We start from the raw sequence: 26,411 nt of genomic DNA, 5'->3' as shown, positions 1-26,411 counted from the left end.
GGGCACTTTCAGAGCGGAGGTTTCTCAACGGGCACCCATAAAATTGCAGTCATTGAGAGGGTTGCCAATGAAGTAGGTATGCGATGACAGCACAAGAAAGCGAACTGTTACAAAACTTGAGGAATGAGATGGCAGAGATAAAAATGTTGCTAGCTCAAGTTGTTGAGAATGCTGGGAGTGACGGCAATAAGTCGAGCTTACCACCGTCTGATAAAGAGTATCTGACTGTTGATGAGGCGGCGGCTTACATTGGAGCCAAACGTTCCTACATCTACCGTTTGACTCATGAAAAACGAGTATCGTTTACTAAACCGGGAGGGAATAGAGTTCTAATTAAACGATCAGACCTTCAGGCGTGGCTTGAAACGAACAGAGTGAAGTCCCAAGATGAAATTCATCAAGATGTTGCAGCCTATATTACAGGCTCTCGTCGTGGCCGCAGAGCATCCTAAGGGGTTGCTTGCTGACCACAGTGAGGGCAACAAGATCCAAATTCTTTTGCTTGTTCTTCAAAGATATCGGGAAAGCTCCTCATTGCTGTTACTCTGCGGCTTTCGAGAATATCTGCATAAATTTCAGTTGTTCTTAGCTCTGAGTGTCCAAGAAGCCGAGAGAGAGAATAAATATCAACACCACGGTTAAGTTGGGCTACAGCAAAGGTATGCCTACCAGCATGAAAAGTAACGTGTTTGGTTATGCCTGCTCTCATAGCCCATTGCAATAGAGCCACATTCATATAGCTATTGTACTTTAGGCCAACAAAGACTCGATCATCAGGCCCTTTCCTATTTTGAATGTTTAGAAGCGTAACCGCTGAATCTGGCAAATCCAGATATACAAGAGAATTGCCTCCGTTCTTGAGTTTTTGCTGGTCAAATATAATTCGATAATGACCGGGTTCGAATTCCTCTATTTCACTCCAAGTAAGCTTATTGATGTCGCTCCATCTCAAGCCTGTCGTGCAGCTAAAAAGAAACGCCCGCTTCAAAACATCATAGCGACACTCTGCCTTTGTCATTGCCCGAACTTCATCCAGAGTGAGATAGGTTCGTTTCGTATTTTCCGCCTTGACACTTTTTACCCGCTGGACAGGGTTATCTCTGATGATGCCTTCTCGGTATGCTTCATTCAGGGCGGCTCTGACTTTGTTGAAATAACTAGAGGCAGTGTTTTTGGCAAGTTTGGATTTAGATTTCGTTAGAGGTTCTTCCAGAAGATATTTCCTAAACCCTTCCAAGAATTTTTTATCAATTTCCTCAAAAGTAAGTTCCGCTCTCCCATGGTAGCTTCGAAGATGTTTGCCCGCTGAAACCCAAATTGAATAGTTTGAGGTGCTTCCTGACTCCTTGGTGGAAGTTAATCTGTCGTAGTACTCGTAAAAGCTCGAAGCAAGCTTTACCCGGTCTTCAAGTTGGAACTTGTTGGCGTGAGATTCAACCAGTCTGGCTGACCGCGCAGCCTCGGCCTGACGCAACATCTCTTTATTATGCTGGCGTTCTGCTTGAGTTTTTGGGCTCTGATAGACATAGAGCTCTAATGGCTCGTAGTCGCGCTTTGGTCTTTTTTTGCCATCTTCCCCTTCAACAACACCGTAGTAGTACACCAGTCTAAGTTGCTGAAGCCCTTTCGAGTTAGGATTACGCTTGTTTACTGATACCTTCATCTCCGCTCCTTTTTGCTCCCATTACTCCAAAATTCTAACCTGGGAGTAAATAGGGATCAATTTTTAGCAAAGCGGAGCAAAAGCATGTGAAATGCAGTAAAACCGTTTCGCAACAAAAAATGAATAATAACCATTAAAAACAATTACTTATTTTGATGTGTTTTGAAAGGTTTTACCACGTTTCTCTGATTGATGAGCTACTTCACTTCCCGATACAAAACGAGCTAAAAATCCTGCCGAGTAAATCGTCTGAGCTAAACTCGCCGGTAATTTCATTTAAGTGCTGCTGGGTTAAGCGCAGCTCTTCTGCCAGGATTTCGCCGGCGATATAGCTGTGCAGTTGCTCCTGGCCGATGGCTAAATGCTCGGCGGCGCGATCCAGTGCATCTAAATGGCGGCGGCGGGCGAGGAAGCTGCCCTCGACACTGCTGTCAAAGCCAATACATTGCTTTAAGTGCTCGCGCAGCGCATCAATACCGGCGCCGGTTTTGGCCGAAATGCGATACACCGGCGCTTTGGCGGCGGTATCCGCTGTTGGCTGTGCAGAGCGCAGCTCGCCGGTTAAATCGGCTTTATTGCGGATCACGGTAACGCCTAAGCCTTCGGGCAAGCGGTCAATAAAGTCGGGCCAGATATCGTGCGGATCGGTCGCATCGGTGGTAGTGCCATCCACCATAAACAGCACCCGGTCAGCCTGTTCAATTTCTTGCCAGGCGCGCGCTATACCAATCTGCTCGACCTGATCGGTAGCCTCGCGCAGGCCGGCAGTGTCAATAATATGCAGCGGCATGCCATCGATATGAATATGTTCACGCAGCACATCACGGGTGGTACCGGCAATGTCGGTAACAATAGCGGCTTCACGACCAGCTAAGGCATTTAGTAAGCTGGATTTACCGGCGTTAGGCCGGCCGGCAATCACTACTTTCATACCTTCGCGCAAAATACTGCCCTGGGTGGCCTGCTTTTTCACATGCGCCAGATAGTCGATGATCTCGGCTAAATCGGCAGCAACTTTGCCGTCAGATAAAAAGTCGATTTCTTCATCCGGAAAGTCAATTGCCGCTTCAACATACATGCGCAGGTGAATCACTTTTTCTACCAGCTCGTGGATATGGCGGGAGAACTCACCCTGCAAGGATTGCATAGCGCTGCGTGCCGCCTGTTCGCTTGAAGCATCAATTAAGTCGGCAATGGCTTCGGCCTGGGCCAAATCCAGTTTGTCATTTAAAAACGCACGCTCGGAAAATTCACCGGGGCGGGCAATGCGTACATTGGGCAGGGCTAATACCTGTTTTAATAGCATATCCAACAGCACCGGGCCGCCGTGACCTTGTAGCTCTAACACATCTTCGCCGGTAAAGGAATTGGGGCCGGGGAAATACAGCGCTATGCCCTGATCCAGCACCTGTTTGCTGCTGTCAAAAAACGGCAGATACTCGGCATAGCGTGGCTTGGGAATGCGGTGCAGTATGGCTTGTGCCACCGCTTTGGTGTGCGGGCCTGAAATACGGATAATACCCACACCGGCGCGGCCGGGGGCGGTAGCGAGTGCGGCGATGGTGTCGGTAGTAAACATGCGTTGCCTCTTAATGGAAAAAGCCTGTCAGCATAATGCGACAGGCTTAAGGTTTAACGGCGCGGGCAAGGAAATCATCATTTCGCCGCTTTCGACAGCACATCCCTGTACTGTCTCAATCTCCGCGACATCCTTGTCGCTGCTGCATGATGACACCTTGCCCTTGCTTGTGGCGCCGTGTTACGCCTTTTTCGTATGTAAGCCTTTCTTTTCCATACCTTTGTAGATGTATAACATCTGCGCCAGAGAGATCAGGTTACTCACAAACCAGTACAATACCAGACCACTTGGGAACCAGAGGAAGAACACAGAGAACGCCACCGGCATCCACATCATGATCTTCTGCTGCATTGGGTCGGTCACCTGCATGGGCGTCAGCTTTTGCATCAGGTACATACTGGCACCAAACAGCACCGGCAGTACATAGTAGGGGTCTTGCGCCGACAAGTCGGTGATCCACAGCATAAAGGGCGCGTGGCGCAGCTCAACGCTTTCGACAAATACCCAGTACAGTGCCAGGAAAATCGGCATCTGGATCAGCATCGGTAAGCAGCCACCCATAGGGTTTACTTTCTCTTTGCGATACAGCTCCATCATGGCCGGGCCCATCTTCTGCCGGTCGTCTTTGTAACGGGCCTGCAGCTCGTCAATTTTCGGCTTTAAGTTACGCATCTTGGCCATCGACTCGTACTGCACCTTGGTTAGCGGGTACATTAAGCCTTTAACAATCAGCGTAATAATAATAATGGCCACACCCCAGTTCACTACCACGCTTTGGATAAGCGTCAGTAACCAGAACAGCGGTTGCGAGATAAACCACAGAAAGCCGTAATCCACCGTTAAATCCAGGCCGTTGGCTAATTTGGCCAGGTTGTCCTGCGTTTTCGGGCCGGCGTAAAAGGTGCTACCCAGTGTTACCGTGGCGCCTGGCTCGATATTCACTGCCGGGCCTTTGGCGCCAATTACGCCCTGGCCATTGCGTACCAGGCTATACAGTTGGTTATCAGCTTGCTGATCCGGTACCCAGGCCGATACGAAATAGTGCTCCAGCATGGCAACCCAGCCGCCGGTCGTAGCTTCGAGCAGGTTTTTCTCCTGCATGTCGTCAAACGCATATTTGTTGTAGCGCTCTGAGCTGGTACCAAAGGCGGCGCCGCGGTAGATCGGCATCATCATGCTGGTACTTTCGCCGTTATCAATGCTTTGCACCAGGTGCTGATACGGCTGTACGGTTTTCACTTCAGTGCTTTGGTTATGCAGTAAATATTCTACCCGGACATCATATTGGCCGGCGGTAAAAATAAAGCGCTTTTCTACCTGTAAGCCATTGTGGTTAAAGGTTAATGGCACCACCAGCTCCGTTGCACCTTCGGCCATACGGTAGCTGGTGTGCGCTGCGCTATAAACCGGCCGTGGATTACGGCTGTCGTCCGGGCCATCACGGCCAATCAGGCCACTTTGTGCCACATACTCAAAGCCGGGTAAGCGACGCATCAACGGGTAAGGTTCGGCTTTACCTTTTTCCAGTTCGAAGTCGGGCAGGGTTAGCGCAACAATGTCACCACCACGGCTGTCGATGCTCAGGTTAAACACGTCAGTGCTGACTTCGATCGTGCGGGCACTGGCGGTTACTGTGGCTGCCGGCTGCTCGGTGTCAGCAGTCGTCAGCTGTAAATCAGCAGAGCTGGTAGCGCTGTTTGGGCTAACCTCGGCTACCGGTGTCACCGGCTGCGGCGCATTAGCAATATTCCACTGCTGCCAGAGTAAAAAACTGACCAGTGCCAGACCAATAACTAATAAACTACGTTGTGATTCCATGGCTTAGCTTTTCTCATTGTGCTTTTCAGGAACAGGATCATCACCGCCTGCATGTAAGGGGTGACATTTTAATAAACGTTTCGCTGCTAACCAACTGCCTTTGAGCACACCAAAACGCTCAACGGCGGTAATAGCATAATGGGAGCAGGTCGGCTGAAAACGGCAGCTGGGGCCAAACAGCGGGCTAATCAGTTTCTGGTAGCCTTTAAGCAGCAGTAACACTAAGCTGATTGCTGCGCGGTGTATTGGCGAGCGATTTTGCGCCATAACTTTTCCAGTTGCCTATGTAACTCATCATTAGCGGTATTGCTAATGTCACCCTTCACCATCAGTACCAAATCGACGCCAGGCAACTCATGTTGATGCAAACGAAAATTGTCACGCACACAACGTTTAATACGGTTGCGGTGCACGGCTAATTTAACACGTTTTTTAGCGATAGTAAGGCCTAATCGGGGATGCGGCAGTTGATTGGCTTTAACCAGGATAGTAAACAGCGGGGAAGACACCCGAAACGGGTTTTGGAACACATTGTCGAACTGACTGGGAGTTAACAGTCGTAACTCCCTGCCGAATTTCAGGCTGACCACTCAGCGGCTAACCGCTGATTAGGCAGTTAAACGCTTACGGCCTTTAGCACGGCGACGCGCTAATACCTGACGACCATTTTTAGTGGCCATACGAGCACGGAAACCGTGGTTACGCTTGCGTTTTAATACGCTTGGTTGAAAAGTTCTTTTACTCATAATTTCATCCGTCCGGTAGAAATATTTACTAAAGGTTTCTGTGTTTTAGCAAATATACCAAAACGCAGCTGACAAAAATGAGCGCGAATTTTAAGTAGTCTGTGGCCTAAAGTCAATCTGATCCTGCGTTTTATTGCAGCCTGATCATTACTGATCCTGGCGATAACAAAAGTTTTCCACAGGTGGCTATCGGCTAAGTGAATAAAGTGTGAGTTGTTCAGCAGTTAGATCCGATAATTACCATAAAAAGCTGCGGTATTATGAAAAGGTATAAGATAATTTTATTGATATAAAACAGTTTGATAGCTAATTTTTTTTAACGGTGGCTTATTTTTATAAAAGTCAATATTGATGTTGTGGATAAGATAGTACCATAATGTGCGCTTCGTTAACTTACGCCAGCCTTATTCATCATAATAACCAAGGCTTCTGGAGAGAGGGTGTATCAGTCCGTTTGGCAAAATTGCCTGCAAGCGCTGCAAGCCGAGTTACCGGCACAGCATTTCAGTATGTGGATCCGCCCACTGCAAGCTGACAGTTCTGACACTGGGCTTACCTTATACGCGCCTAACCGTTTCGTACTGGATTGGGTACGCGAAAAATACCTCAGCCGGATCCTGGAGTTGATCCACGATTACTGTGGCGACGATGCGCCGCGGCTTAAGTTTGATGTCGGCTCCAGCCAAAGCAATAGCCGCAGTAGCGTAAAAGCCCCTGCGCCGCTGGCGGTCACGCCGGTGGAAACTGTCGCCAAAGACAGCCCTGAGCCGGCGCCGAAAACCATCGTTACCAGCAATGTGCGCGCCAATTACACCTTTACTAACTTTGTTGAGGGTAAATCAAACCAGTTAGCGCGGGCCGCTGCGTCGCAAGTGGCCGATAACCCCGGTACAGCGTACAACCCGCTATTTATTTACGGCGGCACCGGTTTGGGTAAAACCCACTTATTACACGCGGTGGGTAACGGTATTTTAGCCAAGAAGCCAGATGCCAAAGTAATTTACATGCATTCGGAACGCTTTGTGCAGGATATGGTAAAAGCGTTACAAAACAATGCGATAGAAGAGTTTAAGCGTTATTATCGCTCGGTCGATGCGTTGCTAATCGATGATATTCAGTTTTTCGCCAATAAAGAGCGCTCGCAGGAAGAGTTTTTCCATACCTTTAATGCCTTGCTCGAAGGCAATCAGCAGATCATCCTAACCAGCGACCGTTATCCGAAAGAAATCGACGGCGTGGAAGACAGGTTAAAATCGCGCTTTGGCTGGGGCCTGACTATCGCTATCGAGCCGCCAGAGCTGGAAACCCGGGTGGCGATCCTGATGCGCAAAGCCCATGAGAACCAGATCCGCCTGCCGGAAGAAGTGGCGTTTTTTATTGCCAAGCGGCTGCGCTCTAACGTGCGTGAATTAGAGGGGGCACTAAACCGGGTTATTGCCAACGCTAATTTTACCGGCCGGCCCATTACCATAGATTTTGTCCGTGAAGCGCTGCGCGATTTGCTGGCACTGCAAGATAAGCTGGTCACCATTGAGAATATTCAAAAAACGGTAGCGGAGTATTACAAAATCCGGGTGGCCGATTTGCTGTCGAAGCGGCGCTCGCGTTCAGTGGCACGGCCACGGCAAATGGCGATGGCGTTATCAAAAGAGCTGACCAACCACAGCTTACCGGAAATTGGCGATGCCTTTGGCGGGCGCGACCATACAACGGTGCTACATGCCTGCCGTAAAATTGAGTCGCTAAAAGAAGAAACACACGAAATAAAAGAAGATTTTCAGAATTTAATCCGCACCTTGTCATCGTAAAGGGACTGGCTCATGCAATTTACCATTAACAGAGACGCCTTACTTAAACCACTGCAAATGGTGTCTGGTGCTATTGAGCGCCGTCACACGCTGCCAATTTTATCTAATGTGCTGGTAGAAGTTAGTGATGCCAGTTTATCGCTGACCGGTACGGATTTGGAAGTCGAGCTGGTAGCCACCACTGAGGGCTTAACAGTGCAAAGCCCCGGCCGTGTTACCGTGCCGGCCAAAAAGCTGCTGGACATTTGCCGTAGCCTGCCGGAGGCGTCTGATATCCGCGTGCAGCTGCAGGGTGATAATTGTATTTTAAGCAGTGGCAAAACCAAGTTTACCTTATCGACACTCAGCGCGGCTGAGTACCCTAACCTGGAAAGCTGGCAGGGCGAGGTGGATATTCAGCTAAGCCGGGCGCAACTACGTAAACTGCTGGACGATACCGCCTTTTCGATGGCGAACCAGGATGTGCGCTACTACCTAAATGGTTTGTTGTTTGAAGTAGACAATGGCAGTGTAAAAGCTGTCGCCACTGATGGCCATCGTCTTGCACTGAGTAACCTGGAGTTGCCGGGCCTGACAGCGCAGCAAAAGCAAATTATTATTCCACGTAAAGGCGTGCTGGAAATTATGCGGCTGTTGGCCAGTGACGAACAGCTGGTGACGCTCAGTTTAGGCCAGAACCATATTCGCCTGACGGACAGTAATTTTGTCTTTAGCAGCAAGCTGATAGATGGTCGTTTTCCCGATTATCGCCGGGTACTGCCACGCAACAGCACTAAATTAGTTACCGCCCATCGCAGTATGTTAAAAGACGCTTGCACCCGCGCCTCTATTTTGTCGAACGAAAAATACCGTGGCGTGCGCTTTACCCTGGCCAGTCACGAGCTGCAAATAGTAGCGAACAACCCTGAGCACGAACAGGCCGAAGAGATCATCGAAGTAGAGTATCAGGGTGACGGGCTAGAAATTGGTTTTAACGTTGGCTACTTGCTGGACGTGCTAAATACCCTGACCACCGATCTGGTGCAGCTGCATTTAAATGACGCCAATTCCAGTGCTTTAGTGGAAGGCGTCGGTAACAGCGGCGCCAGTTACGTTGTTATGCCAATGCGCTTGTAAGCTATGTCACTGCTGTCGTTGCATGCCAGTCAGTTTCGCAATCTGACGGCAGTGTCGTTTAACGCGCACCCGCAATTTAACCTTATCGTTGGCAGTAATGGCAGCGGCAAGACCAGTTTACTGGAAGCCATTTACTATCTGGCGCATGGTCGGTCGTTTCGTACTAACAGGCCGCAGCGCCTGGTGCAGCATGACACCGACGCCTTTACCCTGCATGCTAAGCTTGGTGCGCAGCAACAAACCCATAGTTTGGGTTTACAGCGCGATAAGCAGGGCGAGTTAGTGCTTAGGCTTAACGGCGCTAATGTTAACCGTTTGGCCGAGTTTGCCGCTTTGTTGCCGGTGCAGCTGATTACGCCCGACAGCTTTCGGTTGTTTTTTGGCGGGCCGAAAGAGCGGCGGCAGTTTTTTGATATGGGTTTGTTCCACGTGGAACCAAACTTTTTTGGCTGCTGGTTAAGGTTTAATAAAGTGCTAAAGCAGCGCAATGCTCTGTTGAAAACCAGCCGGCATTACGACAACCAGTTTCAGTATTGGGACGAGCAGTTTGTAGCGCTGGCGTTTGAGTTACAGCAGCTACGCCAGGCTTATGTAACCCAGCTACAGCAAGCGTTTGCCGAGCTGACTGCTGCGGATACCTTGCTGCAGCAGTTAAGCTTTCAGCTGCAGCAAGGCTGGCCAGATAAGCTGAATACCCCCGAGCAATTACTGCAGCTGTTACAGCAAAGTTTTGCCCAGGACAGCCGGATGGGCTTTAGCCAATATGGCCCACAAAAAGCCGATTTGAAGATAAAAAAAGACCAGGTTAGCGCCGAAGAAGTGTTATCCCGTGGTCAGTTAAAAGTGTTATTATTTGCGCTTAAAATTGCGCAAAACAACGTTATTCGCGACAGTGGGCAAAAACAACCACTGTTGCTGATTGACGATTTAGCGTCGGAGTTAGACCAAGCGTCCACCCGGCAGATTTTTAGCTATTTACGCGATATAAACTCACAGGTTTTTATTACTGCAATTAACGCTGAACAAGTGACACCCTTTATTGCCAGTGAACAGCAGGCAATGTTTCACGTGGAACACGGACAGCTAACAGCACGGACAGATAACGATGGCCGAACAACATAACTACGATTCTTCCAGCATAAAAGTATTAAAAGGACTGGATGCAGTTCGCAAAAGACCCGGTATGTACATTGGCGATACCGATGATGGCACCGGCTTGCACCATATGGTGTTTGAGGTGGTGGATAACTCTATCGATGAAACCTTAGCTGGCCATTGTTCTGATATCTGGGTAACCATTCATAGCGACGGCTCAGTGTCGGTACGTGACAATGGCCGCGGTATTCCAACGGAAATGCATGAAGAGGGTGTGTCAGCCGCTGAAGTTATTATGACGGTGTTACACGCTGGCGGTAAATTTGACGACAACTCTTATAAGGTGTCGGGCGGTTTGCACGGTGTGGGTGTCTCCGTCGTGAATGCGTTGTCCGACAAACTGGAATTGACTATCCGCCGCGGCGGTAAAGTACACCAGCAAATTTATCATTTGGGTGTGCCGCAGGCACCGCTGGCCATGATCGGCGAGACCGAGGATAAAGGTACTGCTATCCGTTTTTGGCCCAGCCCAACCATTTTCAGCGATATCAACTTCCACTTCGACATTCTGGCCAAGCGCCTGCGCGAACTGTCGTTCTTAAACTCGGGCGTGAGTATTATCCTGACTGACGAGCGTAGCGATAAAAAAGACCACTTTAAATACGAGGGCGGCATTGAGGCTTTTGTGCAGTATTTAAACCGCACCAAAACCAGCGTACACCCAAAGGCGTTCTATTTTACTGAGCAGCGTGATGACGGCATTGCAGTCGAAGTGGCGATGCAGTGGAACGACAGTTATCAGGAAAACGTGTTTTGTTTTACTAACAACATTCCACAGCGTGACGGCGGTACGCACTTAGCCGGCTTCCGCGGTGCCCTTACACGGGTATTGAACAGCTATATCGAACAGGAAGGCTACGCCAAGAAGATGAAGGTGCAAGCCTCTGGCGATGACGCGCGTGAAGGTTTAACAGCAGTAATCAGTGTAAAAGTGCCGGACCCTAAGTTCAGCTCACAAACCAAAGATAAACTGGTTTCCAGCGAAGTGCGTTCAGCAGTAGAAAGCGCCATGGCAGAAAAGCTAAACGAATACCTGCTGGAAAACCCGAACGATGCCAAAATCATCGTGACCAAAATTGTTGATGCTGCCCGTGCCCGTGATGCGGCGCGTAAAGCGCGTGAGATGACGCGGCGTAAAGGCGCGCTGGATATCGCCGGCTTGCCGGGTAAACTGGCCGACTGTCAGGAAAAAGACCCGGCGTTATCAGAACTGTACATAGTAGAGGGTGACTCTGCGGGTGGCTCGGCTAAACAGGGTCGTAACCGCAAAAACCAGGCGATACTGCCACTGAAGGGTAAAATTCTTAACGTGGAAAAAGCCCGCTTTGACAAAATGCTGTCATCGCAGGAAGTCGGTACGCTTATCACCGCACTGGGTTGTGGTATCGGCCGCGAAGAGTACAACCCGGATAAAACCCGTTACCACAGCATTATTCTGATGACGGATGCTGACGTCGACGGTTCGCACATCCGTACGCTGTTATTAACCTTCTTCTATCGTCAGATGCCGGAGCTGATTGAGCGCGGTTATATTTATATCGCTCAGCCGCCCCTGTATAAAGTGAAAAAGGGCAAGCAAGAGCAATACATTAAAGACGAAGCGGCGCTGACGGAGTACCTGACCACGCTCGCGCTGGACGAGGCGTCATTGCACGTCAATGCCGATGCACCGGGTATCAGCGGTGAAGCGTTGGAGAAGCTGGTACGCCAATACCATAAGGTTGATGCCACCATAGAGCGGTTAACCCGTAAGATCCCGTTTAACTTATTAAACGAGCTGATTTACGTGCCTGGCTTTGATGTATCACAAGCCAAGTCGGCTGAATACGCCGAAAAGTGGACCAATGGCTTAACCCAGAGGCTGATCAACAAAGAAGGTGACGGCTCCAGCTATAGCTATGCGGTACATGAAGACCGCGAGCGCCAGCTGTTCCTGCCCAAAGTGATTATCCGTCAGCACGGTATTGATAACGAGTACCTGCTGCACCATGACTTTGTTACCTCGCGTGATTATCTGAGCATAGCGGCGCTGGGCGACGAAATCCGTGATTTGATTGAAGAGGGTGGTTTTGTCCGCCGCGGCGAAAAGGTAAAACCGGTAGAAACCTTCCTGGAAGCCTTAGACTGGCTAATGAGCGAGTCCAAACGTGGCCTGTACATTCAGCGCTATAAAGGGCTGGGCGAGATGAACCCGGAGCAGCTGTGGGAAACCACTATGGATCCGCAAAGCCGCCGCATGTTGCAGGTAACCATTGAAGATGCGATTGGCGCTGACCAGCTGTTTGCCACCCTGATGGGTGACCATGTAGAGCCAAGACGTGCCTTTATTGAAGAGAACGCGCTCTACGTGGCTAACCTGGATGTGTAACCAACACCATTAATTACCAAGGGGCTGCGGCCCCTGTGTCATTTTAGCGAGTTAACAGCGCATGCATAAATACGATATTAAAACCTTTCAGGGCCTGATTTTAGCCCTGCAGGATTACTGGGCGCGTCAGGGCTGCGTAATAGTGCAGCCGCTGGATTTAGAGGTAGGCGCCGGTACTTTCCACCCGATGACCTTTTTACGCTCCTTGGGCCCTGAGCCGACTAATGTGGCCTATGTGCAGCCATGCCGCCGGCCCACCGATGGCCGCTATGGCGAAAACCCAAACCGCCTGCAGCATTACTACCAGTTTCAGGTGATCTTAAAACCATCACCAGACAATATTCAGGAGCTGTACTTAGGCTCATTGCGTGAGCTGGGGATCGATACCCTGGTACACGATATCCGCTTTGTCGAAGACAACTGGGAATCGCCGACGCTGGGCGCCTGGGGCCTGGGCTGGGAAGTGTGGCTAAACGGCATGGAAGTGACCCAATTTACCTACTTCCAGCAAGTGGGTGGTTTAGAATGCCGCCCGGTTACCGGTGAGATCACTTACGGTTTAGAGCGGCTGGCCATGTATATTCAGGGCGTCGACTCCATTTACGATCTGGTCTGGACTGACGGCCCTTTAGGCCGGGTCACTTACGGCGATGTGTTTCATCAGAACGAAGTAGAGCAGAGCACTTATAACTTTGAGCATGCCGATGTAGCAGCACTGTTTGCTTACTTTGACCAGTGCGAAAAAGAAAGCCAGTACCTCATTGAGCAGGGGTTAGCTTTGCCAGCCTATGAAAAAGTGATGAAGGCCTCGCATGCGTTTAACCTGCTGGATGCGCGTCATGCTATTTCGGTGACCGAGCGGCAGCGCTATATTCTGCGGGTACGTACCCTGGCCAAAGCCTGTGCTGAAGCTTACTATGCCGCGCGTGAAAAACTGGGTTTCCCGCTGTGCAAAAATACCAACAGTGCGAAGCAGGAGGCCTAATGAGCGCGCAAGATTTTTTTGTTGAAATTGGTACTGAAGAGCTGCCACCTAAGGCGCTGAAAACCTTAGCTACCGCCTTCGCGGATAACCTGCAGGCCGAGCTGGCCAAACTGGAACTTAGCCACAGCGATGTGCACTGGTACGCCGCACCGCGCCGCTTAGCCGTGCGTATTAACGCTCTGGCAGCGCAACAAGCGGATAAAGTGGTAGAAAAGCGCGGCCCTGCCTTAGCGTCAGCCTTTGATGCCGACGGCAAACCGACCAAAGCAGCGCAAGGTTGGGCGGCGGGTTGTGGTATTACGGTTGAACAGGCGGAACAGCTGCAAACCGATAAAGGTGCCTGGTTACTGCATAAAGCCAAAGTAGCCGGTGCAGCAACAGTGAGCTTATTGCCCGAGGTGGTACAGCAGGCATTGGCGAAATTGCCGATTGCCAAGCCAATGCGCTGGGGTAACTCGACCGCCGAGTTTATCCGCCCGGTACACACTATTATTATGTTGTTTGGCCGTGACGTGGTGCCCGCCACTATTTTGGGCCGTAGCAGTGCTAATTTCACCCATGGCCATCGTTTTCATGCGCCGGAAAAAGTCACCATTAACCATGCCGATGAATACCTGGCCAGTATGCGTAGTGCCTTTGTCGTCGCCGACTTTGCCGAGCGTAAAGCCTTTATTGCAGCAGAAGTAGAGAAAACGGCTTTAGCGTTGCAGGGTAAAGCGCTGATGGACGATGCTTTACTGGAAGAAGTCACCGCCCTGGTGGAGTGGCCGGTAGTGCTGGTGGGTAGCTTTGAAGAAAGCTTCCTGCAGGTGCCGGCAGAGCCGTTAATTTCTACCATGAAAGATAACCAGAAGTACTTCCCGCTACTGGATAGCCACGGCAAGCTGCAGAATAAGTTTATCTTTGTTGCCAACATCGCCAGCAAAGATCCGCAGCAGATTATCAGCGGTAACGAAAAAGTGGTGCGGCCGCGTTTATCCGACGCCCAGTTCTTCTTTAATACCGATCGCAAGCAAAAACTGGCCGACAGGCTAGATAGCCTGAAAACCGTGTTATTCCAGCAGCAACTGGGCACGCTGGCGGAAAAGTCTGAGCGCATTAGCAAAGTAGCAGGTTTTGTCGCAGCGAAAATCGGTGCCGATGTCGCCGCGGCAGAACGTGCAGGTTTGTTATCGAAAACCGACCTGATGACCAATATGGTGGGCGAGTTCCCGGAAGTGCAGGGCATTATGGGGATGCACTATGCCCGCCTCGATGGCGAAAATGAAGCGGTCGCGTTAGCGCTGAACGAGCAATATATGCCGCGCTTTGCCGGTGATCAGCTGCCCAGCCGGTTAGAAGGCGCAGCGGTAGCGATTGCCGATAAGCTGGATACGCTGGTCGGGATCTTTGGCATTGGCCAGGCACCGAAAGGCGATAAAGACCCGTTCGCACTGCGCCGCGCGGCGATAGGTGCGCTACGGATTATGGTCGACAAGCAATTGCCACTGGATCTGGTTGATATCATTGCCTTTAGCCAGCAAAGCTTTGGTACTAAGCTGACCAACAGCAACGTTGCCGAAGACGTGCTGGAATTTATGTTGGGCCGTTTCCGCGCTTGGTATGAAAGCGAAGGCTATAGCGTCGATGTTATTCAGGCGGTGTTAGCGCGCCGGCCAACTAACCCCAGCGATTTTGACCGCCGGGTAAAAGCGGTGGCAGAGTTCCGTAAACTGGAAGCTGCGGCTGCACTGGCTGCAGCGAATAAGCGGGTAGCCAATATTCTGGCCAAAGTAGAGGGCGCTATTGCCACTACGGTTAATGCTGCACTGTTACAGGAAGACGCCGAGCAGGCACTGCATAAAGCCATAGTAGCGGAGCAGGCCTATCAAGCGGGCCAGCACAGCTACGCCGAGGGCCTGGCGCACTTAGCAGCCATGCGTGAGGTGATCGATACCTTCTTTGACAAGGTGATGGTAAATGCCGATGACGCCGCTGTAAGGGCCAACCGCCAGGCATTGTTAAAGCAACTGCGCGAGTTGTTCCTGCAAGTGGCGGATATTTCCGTTTTGCAGTAACTATTTGAAATAAAATGAAAAAGCCAGCTTGATGCTGGCTTTTTTGTAACAACAGCGTAGAGGAGCAGCTGATTTTGGTATAGGCGGTACAGAGTGGTGTTGAGAGGTAGGGAAACCGTAATATTTTGTTACGACAACTTTGATACCTTAGGGTTGCATAATGATACCTAAAGGTTATATATTGAAACCCTAGGGTATCAATGTGAGGTGCAAAATGGAAAAATGGAACGCAGAGCAACAAATCAAAACGCTTAAATACGGCGCTTATACCACGCTTTGGGCGGCAGCCATGTTCGCCGCAGTACTAACCAACAATATCGCGGAATCATTGGCGCTGAGTTATCAGGGGCTGGTGTCAAGCGCGGTCATTATAACGGCATTAGGCTTTGTTATTTACTCTATTCGTTGGACCAGCAAATACAAAATCTTTACCCATGGTTGGCGGGAAATGCTGGGTTTATACAGTGATGAGTTTGCCCGCGATACCAACCACAAAGCGAACACCCTAACCTTGTATGTAGTGTTGTTAGTGCTGGTAGCCGGCTTTTTACTGGGCGATATAGTGGCTAGAGATGATGGCCTCTCACAATGGTTTAATATGGCTAACTACTCGTTAGCGTTACTAATCATCGGCGCGCTGCTATGGAGTGGCACGGTGTTATACCTGTTACGAGGCGGGGAGGATGGCTAATGGACGAGCTGAGCAATACTATAGCGGCGCTACGCGGCGCCCGGCAGCTGTCACAAACTGAGTTGGCAGATGCTATAGGGGTGTCACGTAAAACCATTAGCACAGTAGAAACTGGCCGTTTTACGCCATCAGTGGTTATCGCGCTGAAACTGGCCAGTTTTTTTAATGTACCGGTAGAGCAGATCTTTACGTTAAACAAAACACCTTAAAGTAGGTAACAGCGGCAGGCTGGTCGGATGGGGCAGATACTCTGCGCCCTGTCCGCCAAGTGCTAAAGTTGGTATGCATTAGCTGTTAAAGCCAGCTGTAATATTTGTCTCTGGCATCTGTTGCTGTAACCACTGCAGCAATGGCTGATACTGCTGTAGCGGAAATTTATACCTTACCTGCAGCTCAGCATTGAGCGAAAAGTCGATATAACCAAACTGATCTTGCTCAAACAGTTTTATCTGTTCAATTGCGCTGATATCACCTTGTTCCATACCCACGCGCAGTTTGTCGCCCTGCAGTGAAAAAAGCGACAGTATATCTTTGCTGTAAACGTAATCGCCGTTGTGCCGGGGCGTAAAGCCAAACATCACTGCGATATCTGCAAACAGCAGCACCAATAAGCCCACGGCAGCATACCAATTAAACCACCAGACTAAAGCGGCAATGATAACCAGCAACACCACCTTGGCGGTGTTAGACGTTTTTATTAACTGCCATAGCATGCATGTTTATCCTTATCAGCATCACTTTTACCTAAGTTATGAGCACTTTTTGCCACTTTCAACTAAGGCTAAGCGGGCAATTGTAACAAAGGGTGTAGATTAGTTTGGCTTGCAACCGCAGCGCATACGGTGTGTTGCTTAAATCCCGGCCATGCCAATTGGATTGACCAGGTAAGACTGATGATGCCGAAAGAGCCAAACTCAGCTCATCTGCTGGCTTCCTGTAGCCAGGCATGACAGCAGAAAACTTGCCGGGTATTTGTGCGTCAATAAGTTTAAAGCCGCAGTCCTGATGTTTAGATATCACAGATTGAAAATATAGCACTAAATGTTATACTTTTTGCGTTCATAGCAAGGATTGCTAATGCGGGTATTTAAAAACAAAGTTTTTGCAAAATGGGCAAGCAAAGAGGGGCTGACAGGCAAAACGCTTTTAGCGGCGATTGCGGAGATGGAACAAGGGCTGATTGATGCAGACTTAGGCGGCGGTGTTTTTAAAAAGCGTGTCGCAACGACTAAGGGCAAAAGTAGTGGCGGCAGAACCTTGATAGCATACCGGTTTGCTGACAAGGCGTTCTTTGTTTATGGCTTTAGTAAAAACACTAAAGCCAATATAACTGCTACTGAACTCAAAGCTTTGAAGATATTGGCTAGTGATTTGCTGAATTACAGTGATACTGAAATTAATAGTCTGCTGGAAGCTGGCGCATTATTTGAGGTAAACGCAGATGAATAAATCAATTTTGGATATGGTGCAGGAAACGGCGCAGGATTTTTATAACGCCGGGGTAATGAAAGATACCACCTTGCGTGAGATAGAAGCCTTATGTCTGCCGGTTGTAGAAGAATTTACCGCTGAACAAATTAAACAAATTCGTACCCGCAATAAAGCCAGTCAGGGGGTGTTTGCGGCTTATTTGAATACCAGCACATCGACAGTGCAGAAGTGGGAGCAAGGGAAGAAAAAGCCAAACGGCCCATCAATGAAATTATTGAATCTGGTAGCAAAAAATGGCTTACAGATTCTGGCTTGAAAGAAGTTAGCCGCTAACTTTTTTCACCACATACCTATACGGCAGTTCAGCCGTATCACTGCCGACTAACTCATGATCCATAAAGCGGCAGAATGCCGGGATATCGCGGGTGGTGGCCGGGTCGTCGGCGATAATCAGTAAGGTTTCACCCACCTGCATTTTACGCAGTTGCAGCCGCACCATCATGACCGGCTCGGGGCAGCGCAGGCCTAAGGCATCCAGGGTTTGATCTGCGCTGCTAAACATATCTTCCATCGTTACTCCGGTAAAAAATGGGGTCGCAGTACTCTGACCCCATTTTAAGCGAATAAAAAGGGCCGTAAAAACGGCCCTTATTCTATGCGATTGTGTTTATTGCTGCCAGCTTATGGCCGCTCGAACTATGGACGTTCAAAAACAGTCGCAATACCCTGGCCTAAACCGATACACATGGTTGCCAGGCCAAACTTGCCGCCTTTATCTTCCATCACGTTAATCAGCGTAGTGGCGATACGTGAACCCGAGCAACCGAGCGGATGGCCAAGCGCTATAGCGCCGCCGTTCAGGTTGACTTTCTGCTCGGCTACTTCCAGTAAGCCTAAATCTTTCATTACCGGCAGCGCCTGGGCAGCGAACGCTTCGTTCAGCTCAGCGTAGTCGATATCAGCAATAGTAATGCCGGCGCCTTTTAACGCCTTTTTCGATGCCGGTACCGGGCCATAACCCATAATTGACGGGTCGCAGCCGGCGACACCCATACCACGTACATAAGCACGAATGGGCAGGCCTAAGGCTTTGGCTTTCTCTTCGCTCATGACCAGCATGCCTGAGGCACCGTCAGACAGCGCTGACGAGGTACCAGCCGTTACGGTGCCATTGGCCGGGTCAAACACCGGCCGCAGCTGGCTTAAGGCTTCTACCGTGGTCTCCGGGCGGATCACTTCGTCGTAATCCATCAGTTTTAACACGCCATCAGCGTCGTGGCCTTCGGTGGGGATAATTTCGTTTTTAAAGCGGCCCTGTACACTGGCTTCTTGGGCCAGGCGGTGTGAACGCGCGCCGAATTCATCCTGCTGCTGGCGGCTGATGCCGTGCAGTTTACCCAGTAACTCGGCGGTTAAACCCATCATACCGGCTGCTTTGGCGACAGAAGTGGATAAGCCCGGGTGGAAATCGACACCGTGGGTCATCGGCACATGGCCCATATGCTCCACGCCGCCGATTAAATACACCTCACCCATACCGGTTTGAATGGCGCGTACCGCGTCATGCAATGCCTGCATCGATGAGCCACATAAGCGGTTAACGGTAACGGCGGGTACTGAGTGCGGAATGCCGGCTAACAGGGCGGCGTTACGCGCGACGTTAAAGCCTTGCTCCAGCGTTTGCTGCACACAGCCCCAGATAATATCGTCGATATCGGCCGGGTTTAATGCCGGGTTGCGCGCCACTAATGAGGCCATCACATGGGCGGATAATTGCTCAGCGCGCACGTTGCGGTACATGCCGCCTTTAGAGCGGCCCATCGGGGTACGGATGCAATCTACAATAACTGCGTTTTTCATTATTCTGCTCCTGCGCTTAAACCGGGAAGAAACATTCGCCATTGGCGGCCATGGCGCGTGTTTTGTCTGTAACCTGATAAATCTCACCTAAGTGGGCATATTTATCAGCCAGGGCGACAAAGTTAGCCAGGCCCAGGGTGTCGACATAACGCAGCGGGCCACCACGGAACGGCGGGAAGCCCAAGCCGTAAATTAAGCCCATATCGGCTTCAGCGGCGCTGGCGACGATGCCTTCTTCCAGACAGCGGATCGTTTCGTTAATCATCGGCACCATGACGCGGGCGATGATCTCGTCACTGCTAAACTCTTGCTTATCAGCAGCAATGCCGGCTAACAGGTTAAGCGCGGCCGGATCGATATCTTTTTTCGGCTTACCCTTGGCATCTTTGCTGTAAGCATAAAAACCAACGCCGTTTTTCTGGCCGTAACGGTCAGCTTTGTACATGGCGGCCACCGGATCGTTATCCAGCTTGGCCATCCGTGTTGGGAAGCCGGCAGCCATCACGTCGGTACAGTGATAAGCAGTATCTAAGCCGACCACATCCAGCAGGTAGGCCGGGCCCATCGGCCAGCCAAATTGCTTTTCCATCACCTTATCGACCTGGGCAAAATCAGCGCCGTCTAACACCAGCTTGCTAAAGCCGGCGAAGTAGGGGAACAGCACGCGGTTTACAAAGAAACCGGGGCAGTCGTTGACCACGATCGGCGATTTACCCATTTTGGCGGCATAGGCCACCACGGCGGCCACGGTTTCGTCGCTGGTGTCTTTACCGCGGATAACCTCGACCAATGGCATACGGTGCACCGGGTTGAAGAAGTGCATACCACAGAAGTTTTGCGGCCGGCTCAAGTTAGCCGCCAGTGAGTCAATTGAAATGGTCGAGGTGTTGGAGGTTAAAATCGCATCGTCGGCAAGCAGGCCTTCTACTTCTTTTAGCACCGCACCTTTGACTTTCGGGTTTTCCACTACCGCTTCAACCACGATATCCACGCCTTTCACGGCTTCGTTGCTCAGGGTTGGTGTAATAGCGGCAATCACTTTGGCCATACCAACAGCGTCGAGCTTTTTGCGCTCTACCTGCTTGGCCAGCAGCTTAGTGGCCTCGCCCATGCCCAATTCCAGCGCTTTGTCGGCGATGTCTTTCATCACTACCGGCACGCCTTTTAACGCAGACTGATAGGCAATGCCGCCGCCCATAATGCCGGCGCCTAATACTGCCGCTTTATTAACGGCCTTGGTAGCAATTTTGGCGGCTTTTTTCGCTTTGCCTTTGATCAGCTGGTCGTTTAAAAACAAACCAATTTGCGCCGTGGCGGCATCGGTTTTCGCCAGTTTGGCAAAGCCAGCATTTTCCAGCGCCATCGCGCCAGCACGGTCTAAACCTGCCGCTGCTTCAATAGTGCTTACCGCCAGCATAGGTGCCGGGTAATGCTTACCGGCCGTGGCGAACACCATGCCTTTGGCGGTAGAGAAGCTCATGGTCGCTTCGGTTTTATTCAGTTTCAGTGGTTGCAGTTTAACGGCACGCTTTTTACGCCAGTCCAGTTTGCCGGCAATCGCATCTTCCAGCATGCTCAGCGCAGCCGCTTCTAATTTCTCTGGTGCTACTACCGCATCAATTAAGCCAAATTTTTGCGCTTGCTCGGCGCTGTGATCTTTACCGGTAGTGATCCACTCCATCGCATTGTCGGCACCGATAATGCGCGGTAAGCGTACGGTACCGCCAAAACCTGGCATTAGGCCCAGTTTGACTTCCGGTAAACCAATTTTTGCGCTGGTATCTGCCACCCGGTAGTCAGATGTAAGTGACCACTCACACCCGCCGCCCAGCGCGAAACCTCTGATGGCCACAATGGTTGGCACCGGCAAATCTTCTGCCAGATCGAAAATATCAGAGGCTTGTTTAATCCAGGGGATCAGCTCTTGCTCGGGGCGCTTAAAGGTGCTTAAAAATTCGGTAATATCGGCGCCGACAATAAAGGTATCTTTTTCACTACAAAAAATAACACCTTGCAAGGCGTTGTCAGCGTGCAGTAGCGTTAAAGCTGTCTTACAATCAGTAAGCGTCTGCTGATCGAATTTATTTACTGAGCCCTTAGCATTAAAGGCAAAGCGGGCAATACCAGGTTTAAGGTAGGCAACACTGATGTTGTCACTCTGGTAAATCATAACGGTGCTCCTTGGTCGCGTATGTTAGGGTTTTTCGCAACTGGTACGATGAGGTTGTCTTGCTCAGTGTGTCGCGGTTTCTTAAAAAATTCAACCGTTATTTAAACGCATGTTTGAATTGGTTGGCGACGTGCAGCAGTAACTATAGGTGTATTTTGCTTTTTTGGTGATGTTATTGAGGTTATCGCAGTGAAACGACTGGTTTTAATGTTGAGTAACCTGCTCCTGATGCCGTTGGCGACGGCGTCGGTGTCTTCCGAGGCAGCGTTACGTAATGAATTTTTACAGGCTGAACGTCAGATTGGCAGCCTGCAGTATGAGCAGGCACAAAAGCTGCTGGAAAAATTTGCCGATTATCCGCTGCAGCCCTATTTGCAGCAGCGGCGGTTGCAGCAGTTTTTAACGGCCGATGAGCGTATTGCCAGCTTTTTACAACAATACGAAAAAACGCCGATGGACTGGCCGTTACGTAAGCCTTGGCTGCTGGATCTGGCCAGGCGGCAGCAAGCGACTACCTATCTGGCTAACTATCCTGGCTCAAGTGATGCTGAACTGGAGTGCCTGGCACTGCGTTTTAAGCTGGCCGCAAAGGACGCCGATAGCGCCAAGCTATGGCCACAGGTGAGTAAACTCTGGGTGGTAGGTAAATCACAGCCCAAGGCTTGCGACCCATTATTCAGCGCCTGGCGTAAAGCCGGCCAGCAAACGCCTGAAAGAGTGTGGCAGCGTATCCGTTTGGCAGCCGAAGGCGGTGATGCCAGCTTAATTTCTTATTTAAAAACCCAGTTGCCAGCCGACCAACAGTATCTGGCCGACATGTACCAGCAAACCCGGCGTAACCCGACGGTGATTGCCGGTGCCAGGTTCTTCCCGCTAAAAAAAGTGCAGGAGCGTGATGTGCTGGCCTATGGCCTGAAACGGCTTATTTGGCGCAGCCCCAAACAAGCGCTGACGGTATGGCAGAAATTTGTTAACGATCCGTATTTTACCGCCGCGCAGCGCCTGGATGTGCAGCGTCAGTTTGCCATCGCCCTGGCCAGTAAAGGCGAAGCCGAGGCCGACAACTGGCTGAGTACACTGCCGGTAGAGCTGCTGGACCAAACGCTGGCGCACTGGCAGGTTAGCCATGCGCTGGCGCAGCTGGACTGGCCCAAAGTGCAGCGGGTAATTGAGGCCTTTCCGGCCGAGTTGCAACAAGACAACAGCTGGCGCTACTGGCTGGCCCGTGCTTATGAGCAGCAGGGCATGACAGATAAAGCCCAGCCGCTGTTAGAGCAGCTGGCACTGCAGCGTCACTTTTATGGTTTTATGGCTGCCGCTAAGCTGGGGCTGCCACCCAGCCTGGCGCATGCGCCGGTAAAGGTGTCGGAGCAGGAGCTGGCCAGTTTAAAGCAGCACCCGGCCGTAAGACGGGCACAGGAATGGCTGGCACTGGGGCGGTTAACCGAGGCGCGGCGCGAGTGGAACCACCTGCAAAATACCTCGGATGAACAGCAAAAGCTGGTTTCGGCCAAGCTGGCGCATCAATTACAGTGGTACGAGCGGGCTATTTTCTCGCTGGCCGATGTTGGCTACTGGGACGATGTTGAACTGCGCTTCCCGCTGGCGTTTCAGGCCGAAATTGGCCAGTTTGCGGCTAAGGCTGATATCGACAAAGGCTGGGCTATGGCGATAGCCCGGCGTGAAAGCTCCTTTATGGCCGATGCCGCCTCGCCGGTCGGTGCCCGCGGTTTAATGCAGTTAATGCCGGCTACCGCCCGGCAAATTGCGAAAAAGCCGGTGCAACTGACCCAACTGTATCACCCGGCCACCAATATTGATTACGGCACCGATTATCTGAATTATTTACGCAAACGCAACGATGGCAATTTGCTGATGGCCACTGCGGCCTACAATGCCGGCTACAGCCGGGTAAAACAGTGGATCCCGAAAGATTACGCGGTGCCGGCTGATGTCTGGGTAGAAACGATTCCGTACCGTGAAACCCGCGAATATGTCAAAGCGGTGATGGCGTATTACCAGATTTATAATATCCGCTTAAATACACCCACCGACGTATTCAAGCCGCTGACCACGATGCAGATTGGGGTCGTGGTAGATTAATGCTATGATGCCAGCCAGATTTTTCAGCCAACAGGTCAGACACTTATGACAGCTTCTTATCAAAGCCTGTATCAGGCGCATATTGCCGAATTACAACTGCGTACCCGCCGTTTGCTGGAGCGGGAAAACCTGGATGGCCTGGTGATCCACTCCGGCCAAACCCAGCGCAAGTTTCTCGACGATATGGACTACCCGTTTAAAGCCAACCCGCTGTTTAAAGCCTGGCTACCGGTAGTGGATAACCCGCATTGTTGGCTGTTGCTCGATGGCGTAAATAAACCTAAGCTGATTTTCTACCGGCCAAAAGATTTCTGGCACAAGGTGCCGGACGAGCCGCATGATTACTGGGCGGAGTACTTTGATATTCAGCTGCTGGATAAAGCCAATAAAGTTGAAACCTTACTGCCGTATGACAAAGCCCGGCTGGCCTATTTAGGTGAGCATATTGAAGTGGCGCGGGCGCTGGGCTTTAACGAAATTAACCCAGAGCCGGTACTGAACTTTATTCATTTTTACCGTGCTTATAAAACACCTTACGAGCAGGCGTGCTTACGTATTGCCAACCAAATGGCGGTGGCTGGCCATAATGCAGCAAAGGCGGCGTTTTATGCCGGCAGCAGCGAGTTTGATATTCAGCTGGCGTATTTAGCTGCGGTGCGTCAGACCGAAAATGAAGTGCCGTACGGCAATATTATTGCGTTAAACCAAAACTGCGCCATTTTGCATTACACTGCGCTGGAGCGTAAGGTGCCTAAGCAGCATCACTCGTTTTTAATTGACGCCGGCGCCGAGTTTAATGGTTATGCCGCCGATATTACCCGTACCTACAGTTTTAATAGCGGCGATGAATTTGCCAGCCTGATCAGTGCTGTAAATGAGGTAGAGCTGGAGCTGGCCGGCGCGCTAAAGCCTGGCCTGAAATACGGCGAGCTGCATGTGAAATGCCATCAGCGCATTGCCGAAATTTTGCAGCGCTTTGATTTTGTCCGCTTGTCACCAGACGCCATAGTAGAAAGCCAGATCAGCCGCACTTTCTTTCCACATGGCCTGGGCCATCATCTGGGTTTGCAGGTGCATGACGTTGGCGGCTTTATGGCCGACGAGCGCGGCACCCATGTGGCACCACCAGAAAACCACCCTTATTTGCGCTGTACCCGCACTATCGAAGCCAATATGGTGTTTACCATTGAGCCGGGGCTATATTTTATCGACAGCCTGCTGGCCGATTTAGCTGCTACCGAGTTTGATAAATACATTAACTGGCAGAAAGTGGATGCGTTTCGTCATTACGGCGGCATCCGTATTGAAGATGATGTGATAGTGCATCAGGACCGTAACGAAAATATGACCCGTGATCTGAAACTGGCATAAGCGCAGGAGCGCGGGGCATGCAATACCGTTCGATAATCCGTATTTTGGGCCTGCTGGTCGCCATCTTCAGCATCAGCATGGTGCCGCCGGCGTTTGTCGCCTACTGGTATCAGGACGGGGCTGGCGTGCCCTTTATGCTGTCTTTTCTGCTGTGCTTGTTTATCGGCTTTTTGATCTGGTACCCGAACCGCCAGTATAAAGCTGAACTAAAAGTGCGGGACGGCTTTTTAATCGTCGTGCTGTTCTGGACGGTGCTGGGCGCGGTGGGCGCCATTCCGTTTATGCTGGCCAGCAACCCGCACTTAAACCTGGCCAGCGCCATGTTTGAAGCCTTCTCCGGCCTTACCACCACCGGTGCAACGGTACTGACCGGTATCGAGTTTCTGCCCAAAGCCATTTTGTATTATCGCCAGCAGCTGCAGTGGTTGGGCGGTATGGGTATCATCGTGCTGGCAGTAGCTATACTGCCGATGCTTGGTGTTGGTGGTATGCAGCTGTACCGCGCAGAAACCCCCGGGCCGGTAAAAGACAATAAGATGACGCCGCGTATCGCCGATACCGCCAAACACCTGTGGTATATCTATCTGGCGTTAACCCTGGCCTGTGCGCTGGCGTTTGCTCTGGCCGGTATGAGCTGGTTTGATGCTATTTGCCATGCGTTTTCTACCGTGGCCATTGGTGGCTTTTCTACCTATGACGCCAGTATCGGCCATTTTAACAGCCCAGTGATCAACGCGATTTGCGTGATTTTTCTGTTGTTAAGTGCAGTAAACTTTCCGCTGCACTTCGCCGCTATTCGCGGCAAAAGTGTGAGCACTTACTTTCGTGATCCTGAGTTTAAAGCCTTTTTAGCGATTCAGTTTGCGCTGATTTTTATCTGCTTTGCGGTGTTGTTGCACACCAATGTCTACAGCACCACGGCTGATGCACTCAATCACGCGGCCTTTCAGGCGGTATCTATCTCTACCACCGCTGGCTTTGCCACCGATGGCTTTGCAGCATGGCCACTGTTTCTGCCGATATTGCTTATTTTTTCCAGCTTTATTGGTGGCTGCGCCGGGTCGACTGGCGGCGGCATGAAGGTTGTGCGGGTGTTGCTGCTGTTTTTACAGGGGATACGTGAACTAAACCGCCTTATACATCCGCGCGCTGTATATGCGATTAAGCTGGGCCGTCGCGCGGTGGCAGATCGTATTGTCGAGGCGGTGTGGGGCTTTTTTGCCGCCTATGCGCTGGTGTTTGTGGTGATCATGCTGCTGCTGATCTTAACCGGCTTGGATAATATCACCGCCTTTACCGCCACTGCTGCCTGTTTAAATAACCTGGGGCCGGGGCTGGGCGAAGTGGCGGCTAACTTTGGCAGCATTCCCGATGCCAGCAAATGGTTGTTGATCATTGCCATGGTGTTTGGCCGTTTAGAGATATTCACCCTGTTGGTGCTGTTTACACCGGCATTCTGGAAAGATTAACCCGCCGGCAGGGGCGGGCTC

At 50.9% G+C, this 26,411-nt stretch carries 24 protein-coding genes; 14 read left to right on the top strand and 10 right to left on the bottom strand.

Annotation, left to right across the window (positions count from 1 at the left end; genetic code table 11):
* Positions 1–83: 83 nt before the first annotated feature.
* Positions 84–452, top strand: a complete 369-nt coding sequence (locus RNAN_RS12600; RefSeq protein ID WP_040552116.1) for a helix-turn-helix domain-containing protein — start codon at positions 84–86, stop codon at positions 450–452.
* Here RNAN_RS12600 and RNAN_RS12595 read toward each other — a convergent pair.
* From RNAN_RS12595 to rpmH, 6 genes are all read right to left on the bottom strand, one after another.
* Positions 449–1,663: a site-specific integrase gene (locus RNAN_RS12595; protein ID WP_008222348.1), complete on the bottom strand. Its 1,215-nt coding sequence runs from the start codon at positions 1,661–1,663 to the stop codon at positions 449–451. The two genes, RNAN_RS12600 and RNAN_RS12595, sit on opposite strands and share 4 nt — an antisense overlap.
* A gap of 202 nt (positions 1,664–1,865) precedes the next feature.
* Positions 1,866–3,242 (bottom strand): tRNA uridine-5-carboxymethylaminomethyl(34) synthesis GTPase MnmE, encoded by a 1,377-nt coding sequence (gene mnmE / locus RNAN_RS12590; protein ID WP_008222347.1) that lies wholly within the window; start codon positions 3,240–3,242, stop codon positions 1,866–1,868.
* A gap of 180 nt (positions 3,243–3,422) precedes the next feature.
* A complete protein-coding gene (gene yidC, locus RNAN_RS12585; RefSeq protein ID WP_008222346.1) occupies positions 3,423–5,060 on the bottom strand; it encodes a membrane protein insertase YidC in 1,638 nt (545 codons plus the stop codon).
* Between the two features lie 3 nt (positions 5,061–5,063).
* Positions 5,064–5,327 carry a membrane protein insertion efficiency factor YidD gene (gene yidD / locus RNAN_RS12580; RefSeq protein WP_008222345.1) on the bottom strand — a complete coding sequence of 88 codons (264 nt, stop codon included), beginning with the start codon at positions 5,325–5,327 and terminating at the stop codon, positions 5,064–5,066.
* Entirely contained in the window at positions 5,282–5,590 is a 309-nt protein-coding gene (gene rnpA / locus RNAN_RS12575) for a ribonuclease P protein component (RefSeq protein ID WP_008222344.1), read from the bottom strand. The genes yidD and rnpA overlap by 46 nt, the downstream gene beginning before the upstream one ends.
* Positions 5,591–5,668: 78 nt before the next feature.
* Entirely contained in the window at positions 5,669–5,806 is a 138-nt protein-coding gene (gene rpmH, locus RNAN_RS12570) for a 50S ribosomal protein L34 (RefSeq protein WP_008222343.1), read from the bottom strand.
* A 440-nt stretch (positions 5,807–6,246) separates the two neighbouring features.
* On the opposite strand from rpmH, the gene dnaA reads away from it, so the two are divergent.
* The 8 genes from dnaA to RNAN_RS12530 all read left to right on the top strand — a co-directional run bounded on the left by dnaA (position 6,247) and on the right by RNAN_RS12530 (position 16,195).
* Positions 6,247–7,614: a chromosomal replication initiator protein DnaA gene (gene dnaA / locus RNAN_RS12565; protein ID WP_008222339.1), complete on the top strand. Its 1,368-nt coding sequence runs from the start codon at positions 6,247–6,249 to the stop codon at positions 7,612–7,614.
* Positions 7,615–7,626: 12 nt separating this feature from the next.
* On the top strand, positions 7,627–8,730 hold the full coding sequence (dnaN, locus tag RNAN_RS12560) for a DNA polymerase III subunit beta (RefSeq protein ID WP_008222337.1): 1,104 nt from the start codon (positions 7,627–7,629) through the stop codon (positions 8,728–8,730).
* Between the two features lie 3 nt (positions 8,731–8,733).
* Positions 8,734–9,852, top strand: coding sequence for a DNA replication/repair protein RecF (recF, locus tag RNAN_RS12555; RefSeq protein ID WP_008222335.1), 1,119 nt, complete (start codon positions 8,734–8,736; stop codon positions 9,850–9,852).
* Complete coding sequence (gene gyrB, locus RNAN_RS12550) at positions 9,836–12,253, top strand: DNA topoisomerase (ATP-hydrolyzing) subunit B (protein WP_008222333.1); 2,418 nt, start codon at positions 9,836–9,838, stop codon at positions 12,251–12,253. Before recF ends, gyrB begins: the two co-directional genes overlap by 17 nt.
* 61 nt (positions 12,254–12,314) lie before the next feature.
* Positions 12,315–13,238 carry a glycine--tRNA ligase subunit alpha gene (gene glyQ / locus RNAN_RS12545; RefSeq protein WP_008222331.1) on the top strand — a complete coding sequence of 308 codons (924 nt, stop codon included), beginning with the start codon at positions 12,315–12,317 and terminating at the stop codon, positions 13,236–13,238.
* Complete coding sequence (glyS, locus tag RNAN_RS12540) at positions 13,238–15,295, top strand: glycine--tRNA ligase subunit beta (protein WP_008222330.1); 2,058 nt, start codon at positions 13,238–13,240, stop codon at positions 15,293–15,295. Before glyQ ends, glyS begins: the two co-directional genes overlap by 1 nt.
* 214 nt (positions 15,296–15,509) lie before the next feature.
* Positions 15,510–15,986 (top strand): hypothetical protein, encoded by a 477-nt coding sequence (locus RNAN_RS12535; RefSeq protein ID WP_008222328.1) that lies wholly within the window; start codon positions 15,510–15,512, stop codon positions 15,984–15,986.
* Positions 15,986–16,195, top strand: coding sequence for a helix-turn-helix transcriptional regulator (locus RNAN_RS12530; RefSeq protein ID WP_008222325.1), 210 nt, complete (start codon positions 15,986–15,988; stop codon positions 16,193–16,195). The genes RNAN_RS12535 and RNAN_RS12530 overlap by 1 nt, the downstream gene beginning before the upstream one ends.
* A gap of 78 nt (positions 16,196–16,273) precedes the next feature.
* Here the strand turns inward: RNAN_RS12530 and RNAN_RS12525 are convergent, their stop codons facing one another.
* Positions 16,274–16,699, bottom strand: a complete 426-nt coding sequence (locus tag RNAN_RS12525) for a hypothetical protein (RefSeq protein WP_008222324.1) — start codon at positions 16,697–16,699, stop codon at positions 16,274–16,276.
* Positions 16,700–17,063: 364 nt separating this feature from the next.
* Here RNAN_RS12525 and RNAN_RS12520 point away from each other — a divergent pair, with 364 nt between their 5' ends.
* Together RNAN_RS12520 and RNAN_RS12515 are read left to right on the top strand one after the other, a co-directional pair.
* Entirely contained in the window at positions 17,064–17,435 is a 372-nt protein-coding gene (locus tag RNAN_RS12520) for a type II toxin-antitoxin system RelE/ParE family toxin (RefSeq protein WP_008222323.1), read from the top strand.
* Complete coding sequence (locus RNAN_RS12515) at positions 17,428–17,733, top strand: helix-turn-helix domain-containing protein (protein WP_008222321.1); 306 nt, start codon at positions 17,428–17,430, stop codon at positions 17,731–17,733. Before RNAN_RS12520 ends, RNAN_RS12515 begins: the two co-directional genes overlap by 8 nt.
* 6 nt (positions 17,734–17,739) lie before the next feature.
* Here the strand turns inward: RNAN_RS12515 and tusA are convergent, their stop codons facing one another.
* The 3 genes from tusA to fadB all read right to left on the bottom strand — a co-directional run bounded on the left by tusA (position 17,740) and on the right by fadB (position 21,447).
* Positions 17,740–17,988 carry a sulfurtransferase TusA gene (tusA, locus tag RNAN_RS12510; RefSeq protein ID WP_008222318.1) on the bottom strand — a complete coding sequence of 83 codons (249 nt, stop codon included), beginning with the start codon at positions 17,986–17,988 and terminating at the stop codon, positions 17,740–17,742.
* Positions 17,989–18,113: 125 nt separating this feature from the next.
* On the bottom strand, positions 18,114–19,277 hold the full coding sequence (gene fadA, locus RNAN_RS12505) for an acetyl-CoA C-acyltransferase FadA (protein ID WP_008222316.1): 1,164 nt from the start codon (positions 19,275–19,277) through the stop codon (positions 18,114–18,116).
* A 16-nt stretch (positions 19,278–19,293) separates the two neighbouring features.
* On the bottom strand, positions 19,294–21,447 hold the full coding sequence (fadB, locus tag RNAN_RS12500; RefSeq protein WP_008222314.1) for a fatty acid oxidation complex subunit alpha FadB: 2,154 nt from the start codon (positions 21,445–21,447) through the stop codon (positions 19,294–19,296).
* A gap of 189 nt (positions 21,448–21,636) precedes the next feature.
* Here fadB and RNAN_RS12495 point away from each other — a divergent pair, with 189 nt between their 5' ends.
* From RNAN_RS12495 to RNAN_RS12485, 3 genes are read left to right on the top strand one after another with little or no spacing between them, the layout of a single operon-like run.
* The gene (locus tag RNAN_RS12495) at positions 21,637–23,550 is read left to right on the top strand and encodes a transglycosylase SLT domain-containing protein (RefSeq protein WP_040552111.1); all 1,914 of its coding nucleotides are present in this window, start codon (positions 21,637–21,639) and stop codon (positions 23,548–23,550) included.
* A gap of 45 nt (positions 23,551–23,595) precedes the next feature.
* Complete coding sequence (gene pepQ / locus RNAN_RS12490; protein WP_008222309.1) at positions 23,596–24,921, top strand: Xaa-Pro dipeptidase; 1,326 nt, start codon at positions 23,596–23,598, stop codon at positions 24,919–24,921.
* Positions 24,922–24,938: 17 nt separating this feature from the next.
* Positions 24,939–26,390 (top strand): TrkH family potassium uptake protein, encoded by a 1,452-nt coding sequence (locus RNAN_RS12485; protein ID WP_008222307.1) that lies wholly within the window; start codon positions 24,939–24,941, stop codon positions 26,388–26,390.
* The last annotated feature ends 21 nt before the right edge of the window (positions 26,391–26,411 follow it).

Origin of the sequence: Rheinheimera nanhaiensis E407-8 (assembly GCF_000296695.1) — a bacterium.
Lineage (GTDB): Bacteria > Pseudomonadota > Gammaproteobacteria > Enterobacterales > Alteromonadaceae > Alishewanella > Alishewanella nanhaiensis.
Note: the sequence above shows the minus strand (reverse complement) of the source record. Positions and strands in the feature narration are given on the sequence as shown.

Bases quoted from the DNA above. Each gene is read 5' to 3' on its own strand.
- rpmH (WP_008222343.1), bottom strand. From the start codon at position 5,806: ATGAGTAAAAGAACTTTTCAACCAAGCGTATTAAAACGCAAGCGTAAC.
- tusA (WP_008222318.1), bottom strand. From the start codon at position 17,988: ATGGAAGATATGTTTAGCAGCGCAGATCAAACCCTGGATGCCTTAGGC.
- fadA (WP_008222316.1), bottom strand. From the start codon at position 19,277: ATGAAAAACGCAGTTATTGTAGATTGCATCCGTACCCCGATGGGCCGC.
- fadB (WP_008222314.1), bottom strand. From the start codon at position 21,447: ATGATTTACCAGAGTGACAACATCAGTGTTGCCTACCTTAAACCTGGT.
- pepQ (WP_008222309.1), top strand. From the start codon at position 23,596: ATGACAGCTTCTTATCAAAGCCTGTATCAGGCGCATATTGCCGAATTA.
- glyS (WP_008222330.1), top strand. From the start codon at position 13,238: ATGAGCGCGCAAGATTTTTTTGTTGAAATTGGTACTGAAGAGCTGCCA.
- dnaN (WP_008222337.1), top strand. From the start codon at position 7,627: ATGCAATTTACCATTAACAGAGACGCCTTACTTAAACCACTGCAAATG.
- RNAN_RS12535 (WP_008222328.1), top strand. From the start codon at position 15,510: ATGGAAAAATGGAACGCAGAGCAACAAATCAAAACGCTTAAATACGGC.
- yidC (WP_008222346.1), bottom strand. From the start codon at position 5,060: ATGGAATCACAACGTAGTTTATTAGTTATTGGTCTGGCACTGGTCAGT.
- RNAN_RS12595 (WP_008222348.1), bottom strand. From the start codon at position 1,663: ATGAAGGTATCAGTAAACAAGCGTAATCCTAACTCGAAAGGGCTTCAG.
- RNAN_RS12520 (WP_008222323.1), top strand. From the start codon at position 17,064: ATGCGGGTATTTAAAAACAAAGTTTTTGCAAAATGGGCAAGCAAAGAG.
- RNAN_RS12525 (WP_008222324.1), bottom strand. From the start codon at position 16,699: ATGCTATGGCAGTTAATAAAAACGTCTAACACCGCCAAGGTGGTGTTG.
- mnmE (WP_008222347.1), bottom strand. From the start codon at position 3,242: ATGTTTACTACCGACACCATCGCCGCACTCGCTACCGCCCCCGGCCGC.
- yidD (WP_008222345.1), bottom strand. From the start codon at position 5,327: ATGGCGCAAAATCGCTCGCCAATACACCGCGCAGCAATCAGCTTAGTG.
- RNAN_RS12600 (WP_040552116.1), top strand. From the start codon at position 84: ATGACAGCACAAGAAAGCGAACTGTTACAAAACTTGAGGAATGAGATG.
- recF (WP_008222335.1), top strand. From the start codon at position 8,734: ATGTCACTGCTGTCGTTGCATGCCAGTCAGTTTCGCAATCTGACGGCA.
- gyrB (WP_008222333.1), top strand. From the start codon at position 9,836: ATGGCCGAACAACATAACTACGATTCTTCCAGCATAAAAGTATTAAAA.
- RNAN_RS12485 (WP_008222307.1), top strand. From the start codon at position 24,939: ATGCAATACCGTTCGATAATCCGTATTTTGGGCCTGCTGGTCGCCATC.
- glyQ (WP_008222331.1), top strand. From the start codon at position 12,315: ATGCATAAATACGATATTAAAACCTTTCAGGGCCTGATTTTAGCCCTG.
- RNAN_RS12515 (WP_008222321.1), top strand. From the start codon at position 17,428: ATGAATAAATCAATTTTGGATATGGTGCAGGAAACGGCGCAGGATTTT.
- RNAN_RS12530 (WP_008222325.1), top strand. From the start codon at position 15,986: ATGGACGAGCTGAGCAATACTATAGCGGCGCTACGCGGCGCCCGGCAG.